The 18,189-nt window shown below is 62.8% G+C and carries 17 protein-coding genes; 14 read left to right on the top strand and 3 right to left on the bottom strand.

What is annotated here, in order from left to right; all coding sequences use genetic code 11:
- On the bottom strand, positions 1 to 1,308 hold the full coding sequence (locus FHS75_RS10570; protein WP_082836102.1) for a cysteine desulfurase family protein: 1,308 nt from the start codon (positions 1,306 to 1,308) through the stop codon (positions 1 to 3).
- Between the two features lie 92 nt (positions 1,309 to 1,400).
- Between FHS75_RS10570 and trbB the strand changes: the two genes are divergently transcribed.
- The 14 genes from trbB (at position 1,401) to FHS75_RS10500 (ending at position 13,792) form a co-directional block, all read left to right on the top strand.
- A complete protein-coding gene (gene trbB, locus FHS75_RS10565) occupies positions 1,401 to 2,381 on the top strand; it encodes a P-type conjugative transfer ATPase TrbB (RefSeq protein WP_066558463.1) in 981 nt (326 codons plus the stop codon).
- 5 nt (positions 2,382 to 2,386) lie between these two features.
- Complete coding sequence (locus tag FHS75_RS10560) at positions 2,387 to 2,710, top strand: TrbC/VirB2 family type IV secretion system protein (RefSeq protein WP_255356053.1); 324 nt, start codon at positions 2,387 to 2,389, stop codon at positions 2,708 to 2,710.
- Positions 2,710 to 2,985 (top strand): VirB3 family type IV secretion system protein, encoded by a 276-nt coding sequence (locus tag FHS75_RS10555; RefSeq protein WP_179407685.1) that lies wholly within the window; start codon positions 2,710 to 2,712, stop codon positions 2,983 to 2,985. The genes FHS75_RS10560 and FHS75_RS10555 overlap by 1 nt, the downstream gene beginning before the upstream one ends.
- A 3-nt stretch (positions 2,986 to 2,988) precedes the next feature.
- Complete coding sequence (trbE, locus tag FHS75_RS10550; RefSeq protein WP_179407684.1) at positions 2,989 to 5,451, top strand: conjugal transfer protein TrbE; 2,463 nt, start codon at positions 2,989 to 2,991, stop codon at positions 5,449 to 5,451.
- Complete coding sequence (gene trbJ / locus FHS75_RS10545) at positions 5,448 to 6,194, top strand: P-type conjugative transfer protein TrbJ (RefSeq protein WP_369815379.1); 747 nt, start codon at positions 5,448 to 5,450, stop codon at positions 6,192 to 6,194. Before trbE ends, trbJ begins: the two co-directional genes overlap by 4 nt.
- 6 nt (positions 6,195 to 6,200) lie before the next feature.
- A complete protein-coding gene (gene trbK-alt / locus FHS75_RS10540; RefSeq protein ID WP_067696274.1) occupies positions 6,201 to 6,527 on the top strand; it encodes a putative entry exclusion protein TrbK-alt in 327 nt (108 codons plus the stop codon).
- 1 nt (position 6,528) lies between these two features.
- Positions 6,529 to 7,842, top strand: coding sequence for a P-type conjugative transfer protein TrbL (trbL, locus tag FHS75_RS10535; protein ID WP_179407683.1), 1,314 nt, complete (start codon positions 6,529 to 6,531; stop codon positions 7,840 to 7,842).
- Between the two features lie 6 nt (positions 7,843 to 7,848).
- Positions 7,849 to 8,529 (top strand): conjugal transfer protein TrbF, encoded by a 681-nt coding sequence (gene trbF, locus FHS75_RS10530; protein ID WP_179407682.1) that lies wholly within the window; start codon positions 7,849 to 7,851, stop codon positions 8,527 to 8,529.
- Positions 8,529 to 9,530 (top strand): P-type conjugative transfer protein TrbG, encoded by a 1,002-nt coding sequence (gene trbG / locus FHS75_RS10525; protein WP_218845206.1) that lies wholly within the window; start codon positions 8,529 to 8,531, stop codon positions 9,528 to 9,530. The genes trbF and trbG overlap by 1 nt, the downstream gene beginning before the upstream one ends.
- The gene (locus tag FHS75_RS10520) at positions 9,527 to 10,705 is read left to right on the top strand and encodes a TraB/TrbI/VirB10 family type IV secretion system protein (RefSeq protein ID WP_179407681.1); all 1,179 of its coding nucleotides are present in this window, start codon (positions 9,527 to 9,529) and stop codon (positions 10,703 to 10,705) included. The genes trbG and FHS75_RS10520 overlap by 4 nt, the downstream gene beginning before the upstream one ends.
- Positions 10,702 to 10,938: a DUF2274 domain-containing protein gene (locus FHS75_RS10515; protein ID WP_179407680.1), complete on the top strand. Its 237-nt coding sequence runs from the start codon at positions 10,702 to 10,704 to the stop codon at positions 10,936 to 10,938. Before FHS75_RS10520 ends, FHS75_RS10515 begins: the two co-directional genes overlap by 4 nt.
- 335 nt (positions 10,939 to 11,273) lie before the next feature.
- Entirely contained in the window at positions 11,274 to 11,411 is a 138-nt protein-coding gene (locus FHS75_RS10510) for a benenodin family lasso peptide (RefSeq protein WP_179407679.1), read from the top strand.
- Positions 11,412 to 11,462: 51 nt separating this feature from the next.
- Positions 11,463 to 12,086: a lasso peptide biosynthesis B2 protein gene (locus FHS75_RS10505; RefSeq protein ID WP_179407678.1), complete on the top strand. Its 624-nt coding sequence runs from the start codon at positions 11,463 to 11,465 to the stop codon at positions 12,084 to 12,086.
- 41 nt (positions 12,087 to 12,127) lie between these two features.
- Entirely contained in the window at positions 12,128 to 13,792 is a 1,665-nt protein-coding gene (locus FHS75_RS10500; protein ID WP_179407677.1) for an asparagine synthase-related protein, read from the top strand.
- Here FHS75_RS10500 and FHS75_RS10495 read toward each other — a convergent pair.
- Entirely contained in the window at positions 13,778 to 15,793 is a 2,016-nt protein-coding gene (locus tag FHS75_RS10495; protein WP_179407676.1) for an Atxe2 family lasso peptide isopeptidase, read from the bottom strand. The two genes, FHS75_RS10500 and FHS75_RS10495, sit on opposite strands and share 15 nt — an antisense overlap.
- A gap of 125 nt (positions 15,794 to 15,918) precedes the next feature.
- Positions 15,919 to 18,138, bottom strand: coding sequence for a TonB-dependent receptor plug domain-containing protein (locus FHS75_RS10490; protein WP_179407675.1), 2,220 nt, complete (start codon positions 18,136 to 18,138; stop codon positions 15,919 to 15,921).
- Positions 18,139 to 18,189 lie beyond the last annotated feature (51 nt).

The following is an 18,189-nucleotide window of genomic DNA, read 5'->3' as shown; positions in this document are numbered from 1 at the left end:
TCAGGCAGCGGCGCGGTAGGCTTTCTCGTACGCAGCCAAGAGCGCAGTGACGGCACGGTCAATGTCCGCCTCGGAAGTGGTTCGGCCAATCCCGATGCGAACGGACGACGAAGCCTCGTCAAAGGAAAGCCCTTGCGCCAACAGGACGTAAGACGGCTCGATGCTGCCTGAGTTGCAGGCTGAGCCTGTCGATGCCGATAGTTCGCCGCGGGCATGCAAGAGGATGTCTTCCGCATTCACTCCCTCGGCCCTGAGGCTTGTGCAACCCGGGATGCGCTCGGCATGCGGATTGATAGTAAAAGGGCATCCCTTCCTGGTGATCCGATCTTCGAAAAGTCTTTGTAATGATTGAATATGTGTGCGTGCCGACTGGCCGTGGCGCTCGTAAAGCCGCGCCGCCGCTGCAAGCCCGGCGCAAAGCGGAACCGGCACTGTACCGCTGCGTCCGAGAGGCTGCTGTCCACCGCCATCAAGCTGCGGAACGAGCCGTAACCGCTCGGCGCGCGACACGGCAAGCCCGCCGATGCCTTTTGGACCGTAGAACTTGTGACCGGAGAAACTCAGCAGATCGGCACCGATATAAGTGAAATCGACATCGATCTTTCCGACGGTCTGCGCCGCGTCTGTGTGAAACAGGACACCTTGGCGATGACAGATTTCGGCAATCTCGCGCACGGGTTGAATGACGCCGGTTTCGTTGTTGGCGTGCATGACCGATACGAGCGCCGTGTCGGGCCTCAGGGCCTGCGCGATGGCTTCTGCGCGAACGCGGCAATCTGCCCCCGGTTTGACTTCGGTGACCTCGATCCCGGTTTTCACGAGCGAACGGGCGGCTTCCAGCACGCATTTGTGCTCGATCGACGACACCACCAGATGGTTTCCGCGTCGTTCCGCTGAGCTCATGACACCTTTGATGGCGAGGTTGTTCGCCTCGGTTGCTCCGCTGGTGAAGAGGATTTCGTCCTCTCCGGCACCGAGCAGCGTTGCGAGCGCTTCGCGCGATCGTTCGACAATTTTCGAGGCCTGCAGGCCATGCGCATGATCCGAATGCGGATTGCCCCAGTCATTGCTCATCGCATCCGCCATCGCATCGATCACCGAGGGATCGACCGGAGTTGAGGCCATGAAATCGAGATAGGCGGGGCCGGGTCTGCGCAAGGAACAACCTTCATTGAAATCGGTGCACCGATAAGACCAAACCTGGCCATGCAAAGCAACCATGATCGCGCGGCGTTGGAGCTTGGACGGCGGCGACCTTCCGATTTGGCCTTTTCCTTTCTTTCTTATTCTTCGCTCTTCTACCCTCATCGCAGATCGCTATTGCCTGAGGGCAAAGTAATGTCTTTTTGATCTGCCTCGCGAATGCAGCCGATGGTCGGTTGCCGCATCCGAGGCAGTCCATGAGGGTCATCCCCCTTCGATCCGAAGTCTCATCGCGCGGCGCGCGCATGCTGCGCACTGCGCTTGGCGGCGACATCGCCCGCTGGCTCGACGAGCCCGATGTCATCGAAGTCATGCTCAACCCCGACGGGCGTCTCTGGGTGGACCGGTTGGGCGAGGGTCTCGCGGCGACCGAATGTCTGATGAGCGCAGCCGATGGCGAGCGGATCATCCGGCTGGTCGCCCATCATGTCGGCGCCGAGGTGCATGCTAGCGCACCGCGTGTGTCCGCCGAACTGCCGGAAGGCGGCGAGCGCTTCGAAGGTCTGCTGCCCCCGGTGGTTGCCGCTCCCAGCTTTGCCATTCGCAAACCAGCCATCGCGGTGTTCTCGCTGGCCGATTACGTGACGACCGGGATCATGAGCAAATGGCAGGCCACAGCGCTTGCCGGTGCAGTCGCTGCGAAAAAGAACATTCTGGTGGTTGGCGGCACCTCGACCGGCAAAACGACGCTCACCAATGCGTTGCTCGCCGAGGTCGCAGCCACGTCCGACCGTGTCGTCCTCATCGAGGATACGCTGGAGCTGCAATGTGCAGCGCCCAATCTGGTGTCGCTGCGGACCAAGGACGGCGTTGCCACCTTGTCCGATCTTGTCCGGTCGGCGCTGCGCCTGCGGCCCGACCGCATTCCCATCGGCGAGGTGCGCGGTGCCGAGGCGCTCGATCTGCTGAAAGCCTGGGGCACCGGTCATCCAGGCGGGGTCGGCACGCTCCACGCCGGCTCGGCGCTTGGCACGCTGCGGCGGCTTGAACAGCTGATCCAGGAAAGCGTGGTCACCGTGCCGCGCGCGCTGATCGCCGAAACCATCGATATCATCGCCGTGCTCGTGCGCGACGGCACCGGGCGGCGCCTTGCCGAACTCGCCGAAGTGCGCGGACTCGATGCCGCCGGCGAATACGTCCTCGCACCCCTTCCATCCACAACAGGAGACCATTCGTGACCCATATCTTGTCGCGAGCGCACCCGCGCCTGTCCGCTTTGATCGTTGGCAGCGTCATTGCGCTGGCATTTGCGGCGCCCGCCCATGCCGCCGGCTCGTCGATGCCGTGGGAAGCGCCGCTCCAGGCGATCCTCGAATCCATCCAGGGCCCGGTCGCTAAGATCGTCGCGGTGATCATCATCATCGCCACCGGGCTGGCACTTGCTTTCGGGGATACCTCGGGAGGTTTCCGGCGCCTGATCCAGATCGTCTTCGGGCTTTCGATCGCCTTTGCCGCGTCCTCTTTCTTCCTTTCGTTCTTCTCCTTCGGCGGCGGAGCGCTGGTGTGATGGATAGCGGTCAATCTTCTCTGCCGAACGGCTTTGCCGTCCCTGTCCACCGGGCGCTGACCGAGCATATCCTGCTCGGCGGTGCGCCGCGCGGACTTGCCATCGCCAACGCGACGCTGGCGGGTGCGATCGGACTGGGTCTGCAGCTGTGGATCGCAGGCGTCGCGTTTTTCGCGCTCGGCCACATGGTCGCGGTCTGGGCCGCCCGGCACGATCCTCAATTCGTCGATGTCGCGCGGCGGCATCTGCGGTTCCCCGCGGATCTGCAGGTCTGAGCCATGCTGTCCCTGCGCGAATATCGGAACAAGGCCGACCGGCTTGCGGACTTCCTGCCATGGGCGGCGCTCGTCGCCCCCGGCGTCGTGCTCAACAAGGACGGCAGCTTCCAGCGCACGTCTCGCTTTCGCGGGCCGGATCTCGACAGCGCGACCCCTGCCGAACTGGTTGCAACGACGGCGCGCCTGAACAGTGCGCTGCGCCGGCTCGGTTCGGGCTGGTCGATCTTCGTCGAGGCCGTGCGCCGTCCGGCACTGGATTATCCCGTCTGCGCATTTCCCGATCCGGCCTCGGCACTGGTCGAACGAGAGCGCGCCGCGCAGTTCGCAGAGGAGGGCGCGCATTTCGAGAGCCGCTATTTTCTGACCTTCCTATGGATGCCGCCTGTCGAGGATGCCGCGCGGGCTGAAAGCTGGCTCTACGAAGGAAAGGCCGAGAAAGGCGTGGATCCGCGCGAGCTTCTCGAGGGCTTCGCCGATCGGACCGACCGGCTGCTGCGCCTGTTCGAAGGGTTCTTTCCCGAGGTCCAATGGCTCGATGATGGCGAGACCCTGAGCTATCTTCACAGCTGCATCTCGACGCGGATGCACGATGTACGCGTTCCCGAAACCCCGATGCATCTCGATGCGCTGCTTGCCGACGAGCCGCTGACCGGCGGTCTCGAACCGCGCCTGGGTTCGGCCCATCTGCGGACACTGACCGTGATCGGCTTTCCGAGCGCGACATTCCCCGGGCTGCTTGATGATCTCAATGCGCAGGGCTTTGCCTATCGCTGGGCGACGCGGGCGATCATGCTCGACAAGAGCGATGCGACGAAGCTGCTCTCGAAAATCCGCCGGCAGTGGTTTGCGAAGCGCAAATCGGTCGCCGCGATCCTCAAGGAAGTGATGACCAACGAGGCCTCGGTGCTGGTCGACAGCGATGCGGCCAACAAGGCCGAGGATGCCGATGCCGCGCTACAGGAGCTGGGCGCTGACCATGTCGGGCTCGCGCTGGTCACCGCGACCGTTACGGTGTGGGACGAAGAGCCAGCGCTTGCCGCCGAGAAGCTGCGGCTGGTCGAGAAGGTCATCCAGGGACGCGATTTTACCTGCGTGACCGAAGGCATGAATGCGATCGAGGCCTGGCTCGGATCGCTGCCCGGCCATGTCTACGCCAATGTTCGCCAGCCCCCGATCTCGACGCTGAACCTTGCGCATATGATGCCGCTTTCGGCCGTCTGGGCCGGACCGGAAAGCGATACGCATTTTGACGCGCCGCCGTTGTTTTACGCCAAGACCGAAGGCTCGACCCCGTTCCGATTTTCGCTTCATGTCGGCGATGTCGGACACAGCCTCGTCGTCGGTCCGACCGGGGCGGGCAAATCGGTCTTGCTGGCAATGATGGCGCTGCAGTTTCGCCGCTATGCCGGGTCGCAAATTTTCGCTTTCGATTTCGGCGGCTCGATCCGTGCGGCCGCGCTCGCGTGCGGCGGCGATTGGCAGGATCTGGGGTCGGGTCTTTCCGAGGACAGCGACGAGGCGGTCCTGCTGCAACCGCTGGCGCGGATCGATGAGCCGGCACAGCGCAACTGGGCTTCGGAGTGGCTCCAGGCGATCCTCGCTGCGGAGGGTGTCGCAATCGATCCGGAGACCAAGGATCATCTGTGGTCGGCGCTGAGCTCGCTGGCGAGCGCCCCGGTCGCTGAGCGCACGCTCACCGGACTTGCTGTCCTTTTGCAATCGCAGGCATTGAAGCAGGCGCTTGCCCCCTACTGCGTCGGTGGGCCGTTCGGACGGCTCCTCGATGCCGAAAGCGAACGGCTGGGCGAAGCGAGTTTCCAGGCGTTCGAGACCGAAGGGCTGACCGGATCGGCGGCTGCGCCCGCCGTGCTGTCCTATTTGTTTCACAGTATCGAAGGTCGCCTCGACGGCTCGCCCACACTCATCATTATCGACGAAGGCTGGCTGGTGCTCGACAGTCCGGCCTTCGCCGCGCAGCTGCGCGAATGGCTCAAGACCCTGCGCAAGAAGAATGCGAGCGTCGTTTTCGCCACTCAAAGCCTTGCCGATATCGAGACCTCGGCGATCGCGCCGGCGATTATCGAAAGCTGTCCGACGCGAATCTTCCTGCCCAATGACCGGGCGGTCGAACCCCAGATTTTGGGCATCTATCGCCGCTTCGGACTGAACGACCGCCAGATTGAAATCCTCAGCCGGGCAACGGCCAAGCGCGATCATTACTGTCAGTCCTCTCGCGGTAATCGCCTGTTCGAACTTGGCCTTGGCGAAGTGGCGCTCGCCTTTGCCGCCGCTTCTTCCAAGAGCGACCAGCTCGCTATGTCCCGCATCATCGAAAAGCATGGTCGGAGCGGCTTTGCCGTCCACTGGCTGAGGTATCGCGGCCTCCACTGGGCCGCCGAATTGCTCGGCAGCGATGCGCACTCTTCCGACCCCCCAAACCCACCAGAAGGAGACCTGAAGTGACCTCTCGAAAAATCGTCCGCAGCATGGCCATGGGCACCGCGCTCGCCTTGGCGAGTACGAGCACCTTGGTATCAACGCCTGCACACGCCCAGTTCGGCGGGATCGTTTACGATCCGTCCAATTACGCGCAAAACGTGCTGACTGCCGCGCGCACGCTTGAGCAGATCAACAACCAGATCCGCATGCTGCAGAACCAGGCGACGTCGCTCATCAACGAGGCGAAGAACCTTCAGAGCCTGCCGCTGACGATCGTGCAGCCCCTGCAGGACCAGATCCGGCAGACCCAGCAACTGCTGAACGAAGCCCAGCGCATCGCCTACGATGTCCGCACCATCGAGGGCGCTTTCGACCAGCATTACAAGAACGTACCGCTCGGTGCCTCGCAGCGGGCGATGGTCGAAGGCGCCGAGGCGCGCTGGCAAAACAGCGTGGCGGCCTTCGAAGATGCCCTCAAGGTCCAGGCGGGCACGGTTGCCAATATCGAAGGTTCGCGCGATGCGCTCGGCAGCCTCGTTTCCGCAAGCCAGTCCGCCACGGGCGCCTTGCAGGCAGCACAGGCTGGCAACCAGCTGCTGGCATTGCAGGCCCGCCAGCTGGCCGACCTGACCGCCACGATCGCCGCTACTGGCAGGGCGCAGGCGCTCGATGCCGCCGAACGCGCGGCGGCCAAGGCACAGGCGCGCGAGCAGTTGGGGCGGTTTCTCGCTATTCGTCCGCGCTATCTGCCCGGCGGATCGGACTGATCCGCGATGGACACCAAGCTCCTCGCGCGCACCGGTGCCGCTGTGTTCGTCGGTCTCGCCATCGCGACGACGATCGTCCAGCTGCGCGAGGAGCCCGCGCCGGTGCGGCAAGCCGACCGGCGCATATGGGTGCCCGACGGCGATCCGCTGCCGGCACAGCTGAGGGTTTGCGCTCAAATCGGCGAACTGGCGCTGTCCTCGCCCGATTGCCGCGCCGCCTGGGCCGAGAAGCGCCGCCGCTTCTTTGGCGTCGATCACCCCGAGGCTTATTCCGGGATCGGCGACAAGGCGCTGCCTGAGTCCTTGCCCAGTGAAGCGCGAAGGGAGAACTGACATGGGTGGCACCGGTGTTGTCGATCGCTTCCTCGCGATCTTCTCGCAATATATCGACAGCGGCTTCGGGCTGCTTTCTGGCGAGGTGGCGTTCATCGCGACCACGCTGATCGTGATCGATGTCACGCTCGCCGCCCTTTTCTGGAGCTGGGGCGCGAACGACGACATCATCGCCCGGCTCGTCAAGAAGACGCTCTTCGTCGGCATCTTTGCCTACATCATCGGCAACTGGAGCGCGCTCGCCAATATCGTGTTCAACAGTTTCGCCGGGCTAGGCCTGAAGGCGAGTGGCTCGGGGCTCGGCGCAGGCGATCTGTTGCAACCGGGAAGGGTGGCGCAGGTCGGCATCGATGCCGCCTGGCCGCTCCTCGAATCGATTGCCGATCTGATGGGCTATGTCGGCTTCTTCGAGAATTTTCTGCAGATCATCATTCTGCTGGTCGCCTGGGCGATTGTCATCATCGCCTTCTTCATTCTCTCTATCCAGCTGTTCGTCACCCTGATCGAGTTCAAACTGACGACCTTGGCGGGTTTCGTGCTCATTCCCTTTGGCTTGTTTGGCAAGACCGCATTCCTCGCTGAACGCGTGCTCGGCAATGTGGTCTCGTCGGGAATCAAGGTGCTCGTTCTCGCCGTCATCATCGGCATCGGTTCGACGCTCTTCGCCGAATTCACCGGCGCCATCCCCGGCGAGCCGACCATCGAGGATGCGCTGGCCATCGTGCTCGCCAGCCTCACTCTGCTCGGTCTGGGCATTTTCGGGCCGGGGATCGCCAATGGCATTGTCGCGGGCGGTCCGCAGCTCGGTGCAGGCGCTGCTGCGGGCACCGCGCTTCTTGCAGGCGGTGCTGCGGTTGGCGGCGTGGCCGGTGCCAAACTTGCGGGCGGCGCGGTCGCCAGTGCTGCCTCTTCCGTCGCGCGAGGCACCTCGCGCGCCGCCGGAGGTGCGACCATGGCCTATGCCACCGGTTCGGCGGGCAAGAGCGGCGGCGCCGCGGTTGCAGGCGGAATGGCGGGTGTTGGCCGCGCAGCAGGCGGTGCCGCCATGTCGCCGCTGCGCAAGGCGGCAGACATCGCCAGGAGCAATTTCCGCGACGGGGCGCGTGCGTCGGTCGGGAACATGGGTGGACGCATCGTGCCTGCTCACGGTGCTTCGTCACCGGATCCGGAACAGACGAACGGCCCGCCGGCCTGGGCGCGGTCCATGAAGCACAGGCAAAGCCTGGGGCACTCGGCCTCGCTTGCCGCGCACACCGTGCGCTCCGGTGATGGCCATGGTGCAGGCGCTTCCATCGACACCAAAGAGAAGGATTAGCCTCCAATGTTCAAACGGCCTTCGATCCGGTACGCAAAAACGCCTCAAGCAGAGACGCCCTACCAGCGCGCGGCGCAGGTCTGGGACGAACGCATCGGTTCCGCGCGCGTCCAGGCAAAGAGCTGGCGCTACGCCTTTTTCGGCGCGCTCGGCCTGTCGGCAGCGCTGACCGGCGGGCTCGTGTGGCAGAATGCGCGCGGCACCATCGTGCCCTGGGTGGTCGAGGTCGACAGGCTCGGCGAGGCTCGCACCGTCGCTCCCGCCGCTGCGGATTACGAGCCGACCGATCCGCAGATCGCCTTTCACCTCGCGCGGTTTATCGAGCATGTCCGCGCTATCCCCGACGATCCAATTGTAGTGCGCGAGAACTGGCTCAGAGCCTACCGGTTCGCCAGCGACAAGGGCGCCTTGGCACTCAACGATTATGCGCGGGCCAACGACCCGTTCGCGGCAATCGGCCGCGAACAGGTGGCGGTCGATGTCACCAGCGTGATCCGTGCCTCCCCGCGCAGCTTTCGCGTGGCTTGGGTCGAGCGGCGCTACCGTGACGGCGCGCTCGCCGAAACCACTCGCTGGACCGCCATTCTCGGCATTGCCGTCCAGCCTCCCAGAACGCCCGACGCGCTCACCAGCAATCCGCTCGGGATCTTCGTCACCTCGATCAACTGGTCAAAGGAGCTTGGCTGATGACCCATTTACTTCAACTCTCCCGTCCGCCGCTGCTCGCAGCCGGCGTTCTGCTCCTTGCCGGATCGCCGGCAGCAGCGACGCCTGCGCCGCAGGCCCAGGCCGCATCGCGTGCGATCACCGCCTCCGACCTCGCCGATGCTTCCCGCCTTGCTCGGGCCTTGGCACATGCCATCACCCCTTCGCGGCAGGCCTCCCCCACTGCCGCGCGCCGCTCCCCTGCCTCTGACCCCGCCCCTAATCCTCAGAGCCATGTGGGAGCGGCGAACGAGGCCGCCAGGATCGAACCGGACAATGCAGGATTCGACAATGCCATCCAGCGCTATGCCTATCGCGAAGGTGCATTGTTCCAGGTCTACGCCAAACCCGGGCAGGTGACCGACATCGCCTTGCAAGAGGGCGAAACACTGGTCGGCCCCGGGCCGGTCGCGGCGGGTGATACCGTGCGCTGGATGATCGGCGACACGCTGAGCGGCTCGGGAGCGACGCAACGGGTTCATATCCTCATCAAACCGACGCGGCCCGATATCGCAACCAATCTGGTCATCAATACCGACCGCCGCACCTATCATATCGAACTGCGCGCCAACCCGGACATCTATATGGCCTCGGTCAGCTGGTCCTATCCGGCGGACGAACTGATCGCGTTGCGCCGCGAAGAAGAGCAAGCGGCGCGCACAGCACCAGTCGCCGACGGGTTCACGTTTGAGGCGCTCAATTTCGATTACCGCATCTCGGGTGACAAGCCTGACTGGCGCCCGCTACGGGTCTTCGACGACGGACAGCGGACCCTGGTCGAGTTTCCACCCGATATCGCCCAGGGCGAAATGCCGCCATTTTTCGTGGTGGGCGCCGGTGGCGCAGCCGAGCTGGTCAACTACCGGGTCACCGGGCGCTATCTCATCGTCGACCGCCTCTTCCACAAGGCCGAACTGCGCCTCGGTGCCGGTCGCAGACAGGTCCGCGTGAAGATCGAAAACCGCAAGCGGGGGCGGTCGTGAACGAGGAAAGCAAGACCGAGCCGCCACCCGATGCCGAAAGCATCGTTCAATTGCGCGGGGAAGGACCGCGCGTGGTCAGGCTCTCGCGCAAGGCTATCGGCATTGCCAGCGCCGCGGGTCTGACCGTGCTTGGCGGTATACTGCTCTACGCCCTGCAGCCGGCTTCGCAGGACGTCGGCGAAGAGCTAGTGAACACCGACGGAATCGCTGTGGCAGACGGACTTGCCACGGCCCCGACGGACTATTCCCAGGTTCCGAGATTAGGGCCGCCGCTACCGGGCGATCTCGGTCAACCGATCCTCGAGGCGCAGGATCGCGGGGCTGTTGCCGCGCTTCCACCGGTCGGCGGCCCGCCTCCAACACCGTCCCAGCGGGCTTCGCCTAGCCCCGAGGATATGGCGCGCGAACGCTTGGAACAGGAACGCGAGGCGGCGCGCGGCAGTCGACTGTTTTTCGGCAGTGGGACACCCGCCGCCAATTCCAGTCCGGCAGCTTCGGGGGCTGGGCCGCAACCCCCAGCACCAGTTCAGCCATCCGTCTCAACCGCGCGGCCGAGTTTTCTCGAACGGCCCGCCGACATGCAAACGGCGTCCGTGCAGCGGCTTGAGGCGGTGCCATCTGGCTGGCTGCTTCGGGCCGGGTCGATCATTCCGGCAGCGCTGATCACCGGTATCCGGTCGGACCAGCCGGGCCTCGTGACCGCGCAGGTGACCGAGAATGTCTATGACAGCCTGACCGGGCGGCACCTTCTGATCCCGCAAGGTGCGCGCCTGATCGGTGAGTACGAGTCCGATGTCGGATTCGGCCAACGTCGGGTGCTGCTGGCCTGGACCAGGCTCATCCTGCCCGATGGTCGCTCGATCGTGCTCGATCGCCAGCCAGTTGCCGATCCCTCGGGCTATGCCGGGCTGGAGGACGGCGTCGATTACCATTGGGGCGGTGTCGTTAAGGCGGCGCTCGTTTCCACTTTGCTCGGGATTGGCGGCGAACTCGGCGCAGGCGGAGATGATGATCTGATCCGCGCCGTTCGCCGCGGCAGCCAGGACAGCATTAATCGGGCGGGCGAGCAGGTCGTTGCACGCGAGCTTAATATCCGCCCGACTCTGACCATTCGGCCCGGCTTTCCCGTACGCGTTCTGGTGACGCGCGATATTGTGCTGGAGGGTGAGGCATGACCCGGCTCAAACTCTCCGACATCACCGATGGCAAGCCCGTCAAGCTGACGATCGAGGTCCCTGCGCGGCTCCATCGCCGGCTCGTCGAATATGGGGTCGTGCTCAATGGCGGCGTTTCAGAGGGCGCACCCGAGCCCGCAGCTCTGATCCCACCAATGATCGAGCGCTTCGTGGCCAGTGACCGGGATTTTGCCAAGGCACTTAGAAGGACGCCCACAATATCCAAGCAATAATTGCCGACAGTGTCCGGATTTTTTCTGATTTTTCTCGGCAACAACTTAATGCAAATTGCGCCAATAGGTACAATTGCGCTGTTTCATCAGGCATGATTGGCCTTATCGTGACGTAGGGAACTCAGGATCCTCGCGACCGGGTTGCGATGCGCATGTCCAGGCGCTCAAGTTAAAGGCATCGCTGCACTTGCCAACGAGTGCTTCCATCGCCCGGTCGCACCTCATTTACCGGACTATCTGTTTATAATTCCATTATAAGTTGGATCATAATTGAATCGAAGAACATGCTCCCAAGGCGGCTGATAGAGTCGCAACTGCAACCTTAGGAGCTTATCATGAAGGACTTCGAGAACGCCGACAGCGAGGTTATCGATCTCGGCAAGGCGACAGTCGAAACGAAGGGCGCGGGCCAGTTATTCGTCGATGCCGGCATCGGCAAGCAGAATTCCACCCCCGGCCTCGTCGACGACTGACTGAAGGCGGAGCGCGGGCCGGTGACGCCCGCGCTCCCGCCATCTGCACCCATGGCAATTGCTGCAGAAGACGTCTCGGCTCTGGCCTGGTGTCGCATCGGGGAGCAACTTGTCTTTCTTGATGTCGCGCGGGACCGATATTTTCGGCTGCCCCCGCAAAGCGAACGCGAGTTCCTCGCTGCGGGGGAGAACAACGCCCGTGGTGGCTGGGCCCAGCCCGACTTTCTTCCGCGCCCATCAGATTGGACAGAACCCGCGAAGACCTCACCGGCACAGGAGAGAGGAGCTTTCAACCTCGCGCGGGTCGCGCGCGCCTTGTGGATAGAGCGCCGCATTGAGACCCGGATCGCATCGACCTCTTTCCAGAAAATCCTCGAGAACCACCGCCGCCTCGTTGAACGCCGGGCTTTTCGGCGCGATATCCTGAGTGGGCAGGGTAAAGCGGTGGTCCATTCCTTTGGCCAGACCCGCTTGCTCCGTACCTCGGCCGATCGATGTCTTCCCAGATCGCTTGCCCTTTCCAGCAATCTGGCTGCAGTCGGCGATGCAACTTTCGTTGTGCTCGGTGTGAGCCTTCATCCGTTTCGTGCCCATTGCTGGGTGCAGCATGGCGAGACCGTGCTCAACGACTCGATCGAGGAAGTCTTGCGCTATACCCCAATCCTTGTCGTATGACGCCGCTCCGGTTCCTGCTGGCTATTCCCCATGGTGCAGTTATGTCGGGCCTGCCCCGACACGTTTCTCGGCCGGAAGAGGCGATTGCCGGAAACCCGACACTGTGGATTGCTCCCGGCGTGTCCAGCATCGCGGTCGCTAGTGATGCAATACTAATTGGCGCACTCTTCTCGAAATCAAGTTTTGGCTCGATCTCGGACGAAAGGGATATCGAGCCGGTCGCTCCCGATACCGAACAATTCGCGCGGTACCTGAAGAGCCGATACTGGGGCGCCTATGTTGCGATCCGGCATGACCCATCGAGATCTTCGATCGGGATTTTCCCTGACCCATCCGGCCTTGCGCCGGTATATTCGATGGAAATCGCCACGCATAGACTGGTCGCAAGCGATCCTCTCCTCTTCAATGCGACGATAAATTATCAATCGATTGCGACGCATCTGCTGCGGCCTGAACTCAGGTGCCGCACCACCTGTCTGGACGGTGTGGAGGAGCTTGTCCCGGGTGTCCTGGTAGAATTCGGTCAAACAGAAATGCGCCAAAAAGTGCTATGGGAGCCGAGCACAATGTTGCCAGGTGAGCAAGCGCCCGGTTTCGAGGAAGCGAGCGAACATCTGCGCGCCCTGAGCGTTTCCGTCATGACTTGCTGGGCCGAGTGCTTCGGTCGGGTCGGGGTCGCACTATCAGGTGGCGTCGACTCCTCCTTGGTCGCTGCGGCTCTGGCAGTCGGCGGGATCGACTTCGATTGCGTCACTATTTCGACCGCTGATCCGAGCGGCGACGAGCGTCTGCACGCGCAATCTGTCGCTAGGGCGCTCGATGTTCGGTGTCTTGAGCGGACGCTTGATGCAGCTGCGTTCGATCCGTCCCGATCCGCCTCTCGGGGACTAGCGCGACCAGCTCGGCGCGCATTCCGTACCACCTTCGACGATCTGCTTGACGCGGCGCGCACGGAGATGGCGGCCGATGTGATCCTCGACGGGAACAACGGCGATAATCTGTTCTGCTATCTTCATTCGGCCGCGCCAGTCGTCGACCGACTGCGCGCCAGCGGTCTTAACCGAGCGACGTGGCAAACGGTCCTCGATATGTGCCACATTACCGGATGCAGCGTGCCTGTCATGCTTGCCGCGGCGCTGCGGCGCATCCGGGGAGCAGGACCGAAAGATCCTTGGCCCGAAGATTCGAGCCTGTTGGCGTGCGATGTTAAGGAGATCGAGCTCGATCCATTGACCCCTTGGCTCGCTGGATGGACGCCACACCGGTCGGGCGCAATCGATCATCTGCGGCTACTGATGCATGCCCAGAATCATCTCCATAGTGTGGCCGAGGACGGGAGACGCTTTTCTCCACTCGCAAGCCAGCCGCTCGTCGAATACTGTCTCGGCGTCCCCAGCTGGGTTTGGAGTCAGGGAGGGCGCAACCGTGCACCGGCGCGGTCCGCCTTTGCCCGAGAGTTGCCAGTATCGATCCGAACCAGAACTTCCAAAACCGGCCCCGACAGCTTCCTGCGCCTTGCTTTCGCCCGCCACCGACCGGTCGTTCGTGAGCGACTTCTCGGAGGTCTCCTTGCGACCAATAACATCCTAGATCGATCTGCGCTCGCGTCGGCCTTGGACGTAGATGAGGTCACTGACCTTGTGTTGATCGAACGCCTGATGGACTTGCTCGAGGCCGAGAATTGGGCACGCTCATGGAGCCGTTGACGCCGGAGGATAGCAGTGGAGGTCTGACCGTTCCGGTGCACCGGGGAACGCCAGCCAGCGCGCGTATTGGGGCATCCTCGGCGCGCTGCAATCCAATTGATGCGCGAGCCAGAAGGAGAACCAATCGATCTGCCAGCGGTAGGTGGCGAGCCGGTGTGCCGGTTGCCAGCGATAATGTGTCTCGCCCGGAAAAACACGCATCTCGATCGCTTTGCCGCGATGCCGGTAGGTCTCCCACACATCGAGTGCAGCCTCGTATTCGCTATCCGCAGCCAGGATCAGTATCGGTGTATCGATGTTCTCGACATTGCGAAGAAGCGACATCGGCTGCCAGAACGCGTCGGCCGCACCGTCGAAGTAGGGGTATCCCATAGCTCTGAGGTAGTCTGTAAAGCGCGGGCCGGCCACCAGCGCGAAAGAACCGCTGTCTTCGCAACAAGTCGTAAACGAGGCGGCGGAAAACAGGTCCGAGTTGATGAGTGCGAACTGCGCTGAAGCCCCTCCGTCGCTGAAGCCGGTTATTCCAATTCGGCGTTGATCGACCGCTCCAGAGCCTACTGCTAGTTCGATCGCCATTTCGAGGGACGACAGCACCGAGCGGCGATCGGCCCAAGGCTCCTCGAGCAGCGTCCGGGTCTCAATCTCCGATCGAGCCTCCCTCACAGCAGGCAGGAAACCTGGACGTGCGAAACTAAGGACCGCGAAGCCGCGCGCGGCGAGCGGCTGGATCGGGACATCGTCCCCCGTCCCGCCTCGAAGAAAGCCGCGGCTGGAATAGCCCGCCACGACCATCGGGAGCCGTTCCCCTGCGCGATGCCCAGGCGGCAGCACGAGGTCGGCAAAGCTTTCCACCCCGTAGGCATTGCGGAAGCGTAGGCGACGCACTTCCCCCCAGCGCGTGTCAGCGAATTGCGGATTTGGATCGTAGACGATGCGCTGCGCGCCGCTGCCCAGGTTAAACGCGACGATCCTGATCGGGCGTGTCGATCCCTCTCGGGTACAGATTGCCTCCCGCCCAGCCGACTTGCACCCTGCGATGACGTCATCGGTTTCGAACACGCGCTCCGGGAGCGCCTCGTCATTGTCCCAACGTAGCAGCGCAGTCCGGCTCCTTGCCCAGCCTGTACGCTGCAAGGCCATCAGCGAGGTCCCATCGGACGACCACCACAATTCGAAGATCCCTTCGCACTCGCTTCTCGAAAAGACCCTGCGCCTGCCGTCGGGATCGGCGATCACGAGCCGGGTGGGACTCAATATTTGCTCCGGTTCCTTTGGTTCAATCCACGCCAATCGGTCTTGTGTGCCCGTTCGCCACATCGTCGCAGTGGCCGAAGTCTTGCCTGGTCGCAGCGGTGCCAGAATGGCGCGCTCCTCCGCCGTGGCAACACGTGTGTAGCCTTCGGAGAGCGATGCGAAGGTATATCGGGCCGTTACCTCGCCCGTAGGGATGGGGCGGTCGGAGAGTTGCGGCGCGAAGCGTTTGTCGTAAAGAAACCCGCTGTTCCCCTCTTCAGCAATTGCTCGAGCAGCCACGTGGATCCCGGGCCTAGTGGCAACGACCAAGCCTTTGCCATCTGCCGCCCAGGCAAAGGCATCGATGTCGTCCGCGAGGTCCGTGGCCTGGCGGGGGGAAAGGCCTCCGTCCGGGTCCGCCAGCCACACCTGCGTCCTGCCCTCTTCGCGGCGCAGAAAGGCGACCAGTGTCCCGTCCGGTGACCAGCGTGGCGGATTGGGCCGCGGCCAACCGGCCTGAACGAAAGAGAAATCTCGTAGCGAATAGTCGTCGGCAATATAGGCGCCACCGCGGGCGATTTCGACGGGGAGGCCCTGGCCCGAGATCGGCAGGACCAGCAAGCGCTGGCAGTATTGGTTCTCCCCGGGATTACCCCGACTGACGAGCACAGCGATCCGCTTCCTGTCCGGAGAGATGCCCAACGCGGGTGAAGAACCGGGGACGGGCGAGCCAATGTCGGCGATTTCGGCGAGTTCCGCGATGCTCATCGGAAGCGCTTCTGCTTGCGATGTAGGCGCGCTTTCGAACGCAGTACACGGATCGCCGCCGCTCTCGCTGGGCGTTGCAACAGGAACGATGGATTGGGCCAATGCCGCAAGCAGTAGCGGGCTCATCACCAGTGCCTCCGGACGCCCACGGAGACAAAGCGGCCGATCGGCGAATAGTTCGTCGAATCGTAGGGAGTGTCGTAGGGGCCGACCTGCTCGATGCCTCTTGGTGCCTGATCGAAGAGGTTCTGGATCGAAAGAGATAGCTCAAGGCCTGGCTCGCGACCGTCACCCTGATCCAGCGTGTAAGTCGCTGCAACATCAAGCGTCGCGCTCGGAGCCAGGCGCCTTTTGTTTTCGAACCGACGATCCAAAAGCGCCCCAGTGTAGTTCAGGGAAACACTTGTCAGGAAGCGATCTAATCCGAGACGCGCTGTTCCGCGCAGCCGGTACTTGGGTGGATTGAAGACCGTCCCGGCGAGTGGAACGATCGGTAATGAGTCGACGATCCGCTGCTCACTCTCGAGCCAGCTGCCCGAGAGGTCGAACCCGACCGATCGCCTGTCGCCGAGCTCATGGTTCCAATCGATACGCGCATCGACGCCGTGGATGGACCATGTCGCGACGTTGATGCTACGATTGTCGATGATTGCGATCACGCTCGCCGGGTCGAACGGCGCGCCGGTGAAATTCTCAAGGCCAAACTGCGCTCCATTGATGAGCTCGTTGATCGCGCCAAGGGTGGGCGTGAAATTGATTAGGCTGGCGTATGCGGGATCACCGTAGGCGGCAAATACTGACCCCGAGATAGGAGCGACGACCCGGTCGGTGAACCGAGTATCGAACCAGGTACCTGAGATCGTGATCTCCGGGATGCTGGAGGGAGAAAAGTCGAAGCCGGCTGTCCAGCTTCTTGCGCGTTCGGCCTCGACGTCGGGATTGCCGCCAGCTGAGGCAATGATCGTATCCGAACCCGTTCCCGTGCCGACAAATGATGCCGGGACCGCGATTGCCTGGTAGAAGACATACTGCTGGTAGAGCGTTGGGGCCTTGAACGAACGAGTCCAGCTCGCGCGCAAGGTAATGCTGTCAACAGGAGCGTAGCGCACGGCGATCCTTGGCGTTGCCTGCTGGTCAAGGCCCAGATAGTCCTCGTAGCGAACCGCCGCGGTCACGGTGAGTTCGGCGATCCAGGCCACGTCGTTTTGCGGGGAAACAAGGGGCAGGTAGAGTTCGCCGAAAGCGAAGCGGGCTTGGCGCTTCACATCGAAATTCGTGCTTATGGTGCCATCATTGCGCTCGTAAGCCAGACTGTTGTCCCGAAAGCCCGCGCCCATGGCCAAGCGCACGCTGCCGCCCGGTAGGACGAAAAGAGGCCCTTCCACACTCGCCTCAAGCGTGGTGGTTTCATTGAAATATTGACCACTCGCGTCAATCGGCTCCGATCCCGCGATTGCAAAGGCGCCGTCCAAACGGGTCTGGTCGCTGCCGTAGACAGCGGCAATTTTCGCCTCCCAGCCATTCCCGATATCGAACGCAAGGGCTGGCGCGATCGCATAGCCCTCCAGCTTCGGGTTTTGGGTAATGCGAAACGCGGGCGCACCATTCGTAGCTCTGGTGGTGCGCCGGGAGTAGAAGCCGTCGATGGTTGCGCGGATGCCCGGTGTCAAATCCTGATGCGCCGACAAGGTCAAGGCATGACGACGGATGTCCGGATAAAGGGTCACTTCAGGATCGAGCGTCGCGGCGTATGAACGCTGATCGGCCCTGATCGATGAATTATGGGCGTAATCATAAGCGAGCATAAGTCCGCCGCCCTGCCATCCGGTGCCGCCGACGGCATCGAATTGCTGGCGAAAGTAGCCGCCGTCGGTTGCGGCACCGAGTTGTCCCGACGTCGTGAGACCATCGAAGTCGCGCCGGAGGATTACATTGATAACGCCTCCCACGGCATCCGAGCCATAGAGTGCCGATGCACCATCTGGCACGACCTCGACCCGGTCGACCGCCGCTAGGGGAATTGCCGAAATGTCTACCCCCTGAAAGGCCGAGTTGTAGGGGAGCCTATGGCCATTGAGCAGCGTGAGCGTGGCATCGGCACCGATGCCACGCAGGTTGGCGGTGGAAGCCGAATTGACATTTTCGTTGACGAACCCTGCACCGGAGCCGACCCCCGGGTTCTGCCCTCCAGAGAAATTCTGGGGTAGGCTGCGGATCGCTTCACCCAGATCCACTTGGCCGGCCTCGACGATCGTCTCGCGATCAAGTTCGATGACTTCACCGATGACCCGTGCGCCTCGGATTCGCGTTCCCGTGACAACGATCGCAGAACTTTCGTCGTCCAAAGCCGTATCGCCAACCTCGGCAGCGTTATCTTGTGCCTGTTCGCCTGGACT

The sequence above is a fragment of the Novosphingobium marinum genome (assembly GCF_013408095.1).
GTDB classification, from domain to species: Bacteria; Pseudomonadota; Alphaproteobacteria; order Sphingomonadales; family Sphingomonadaceae; genus Novosphingobium; species Novosphingobium marinum.
This window is presented reverse-complemented; position numbering and strand designations above follow the sequence as displayed.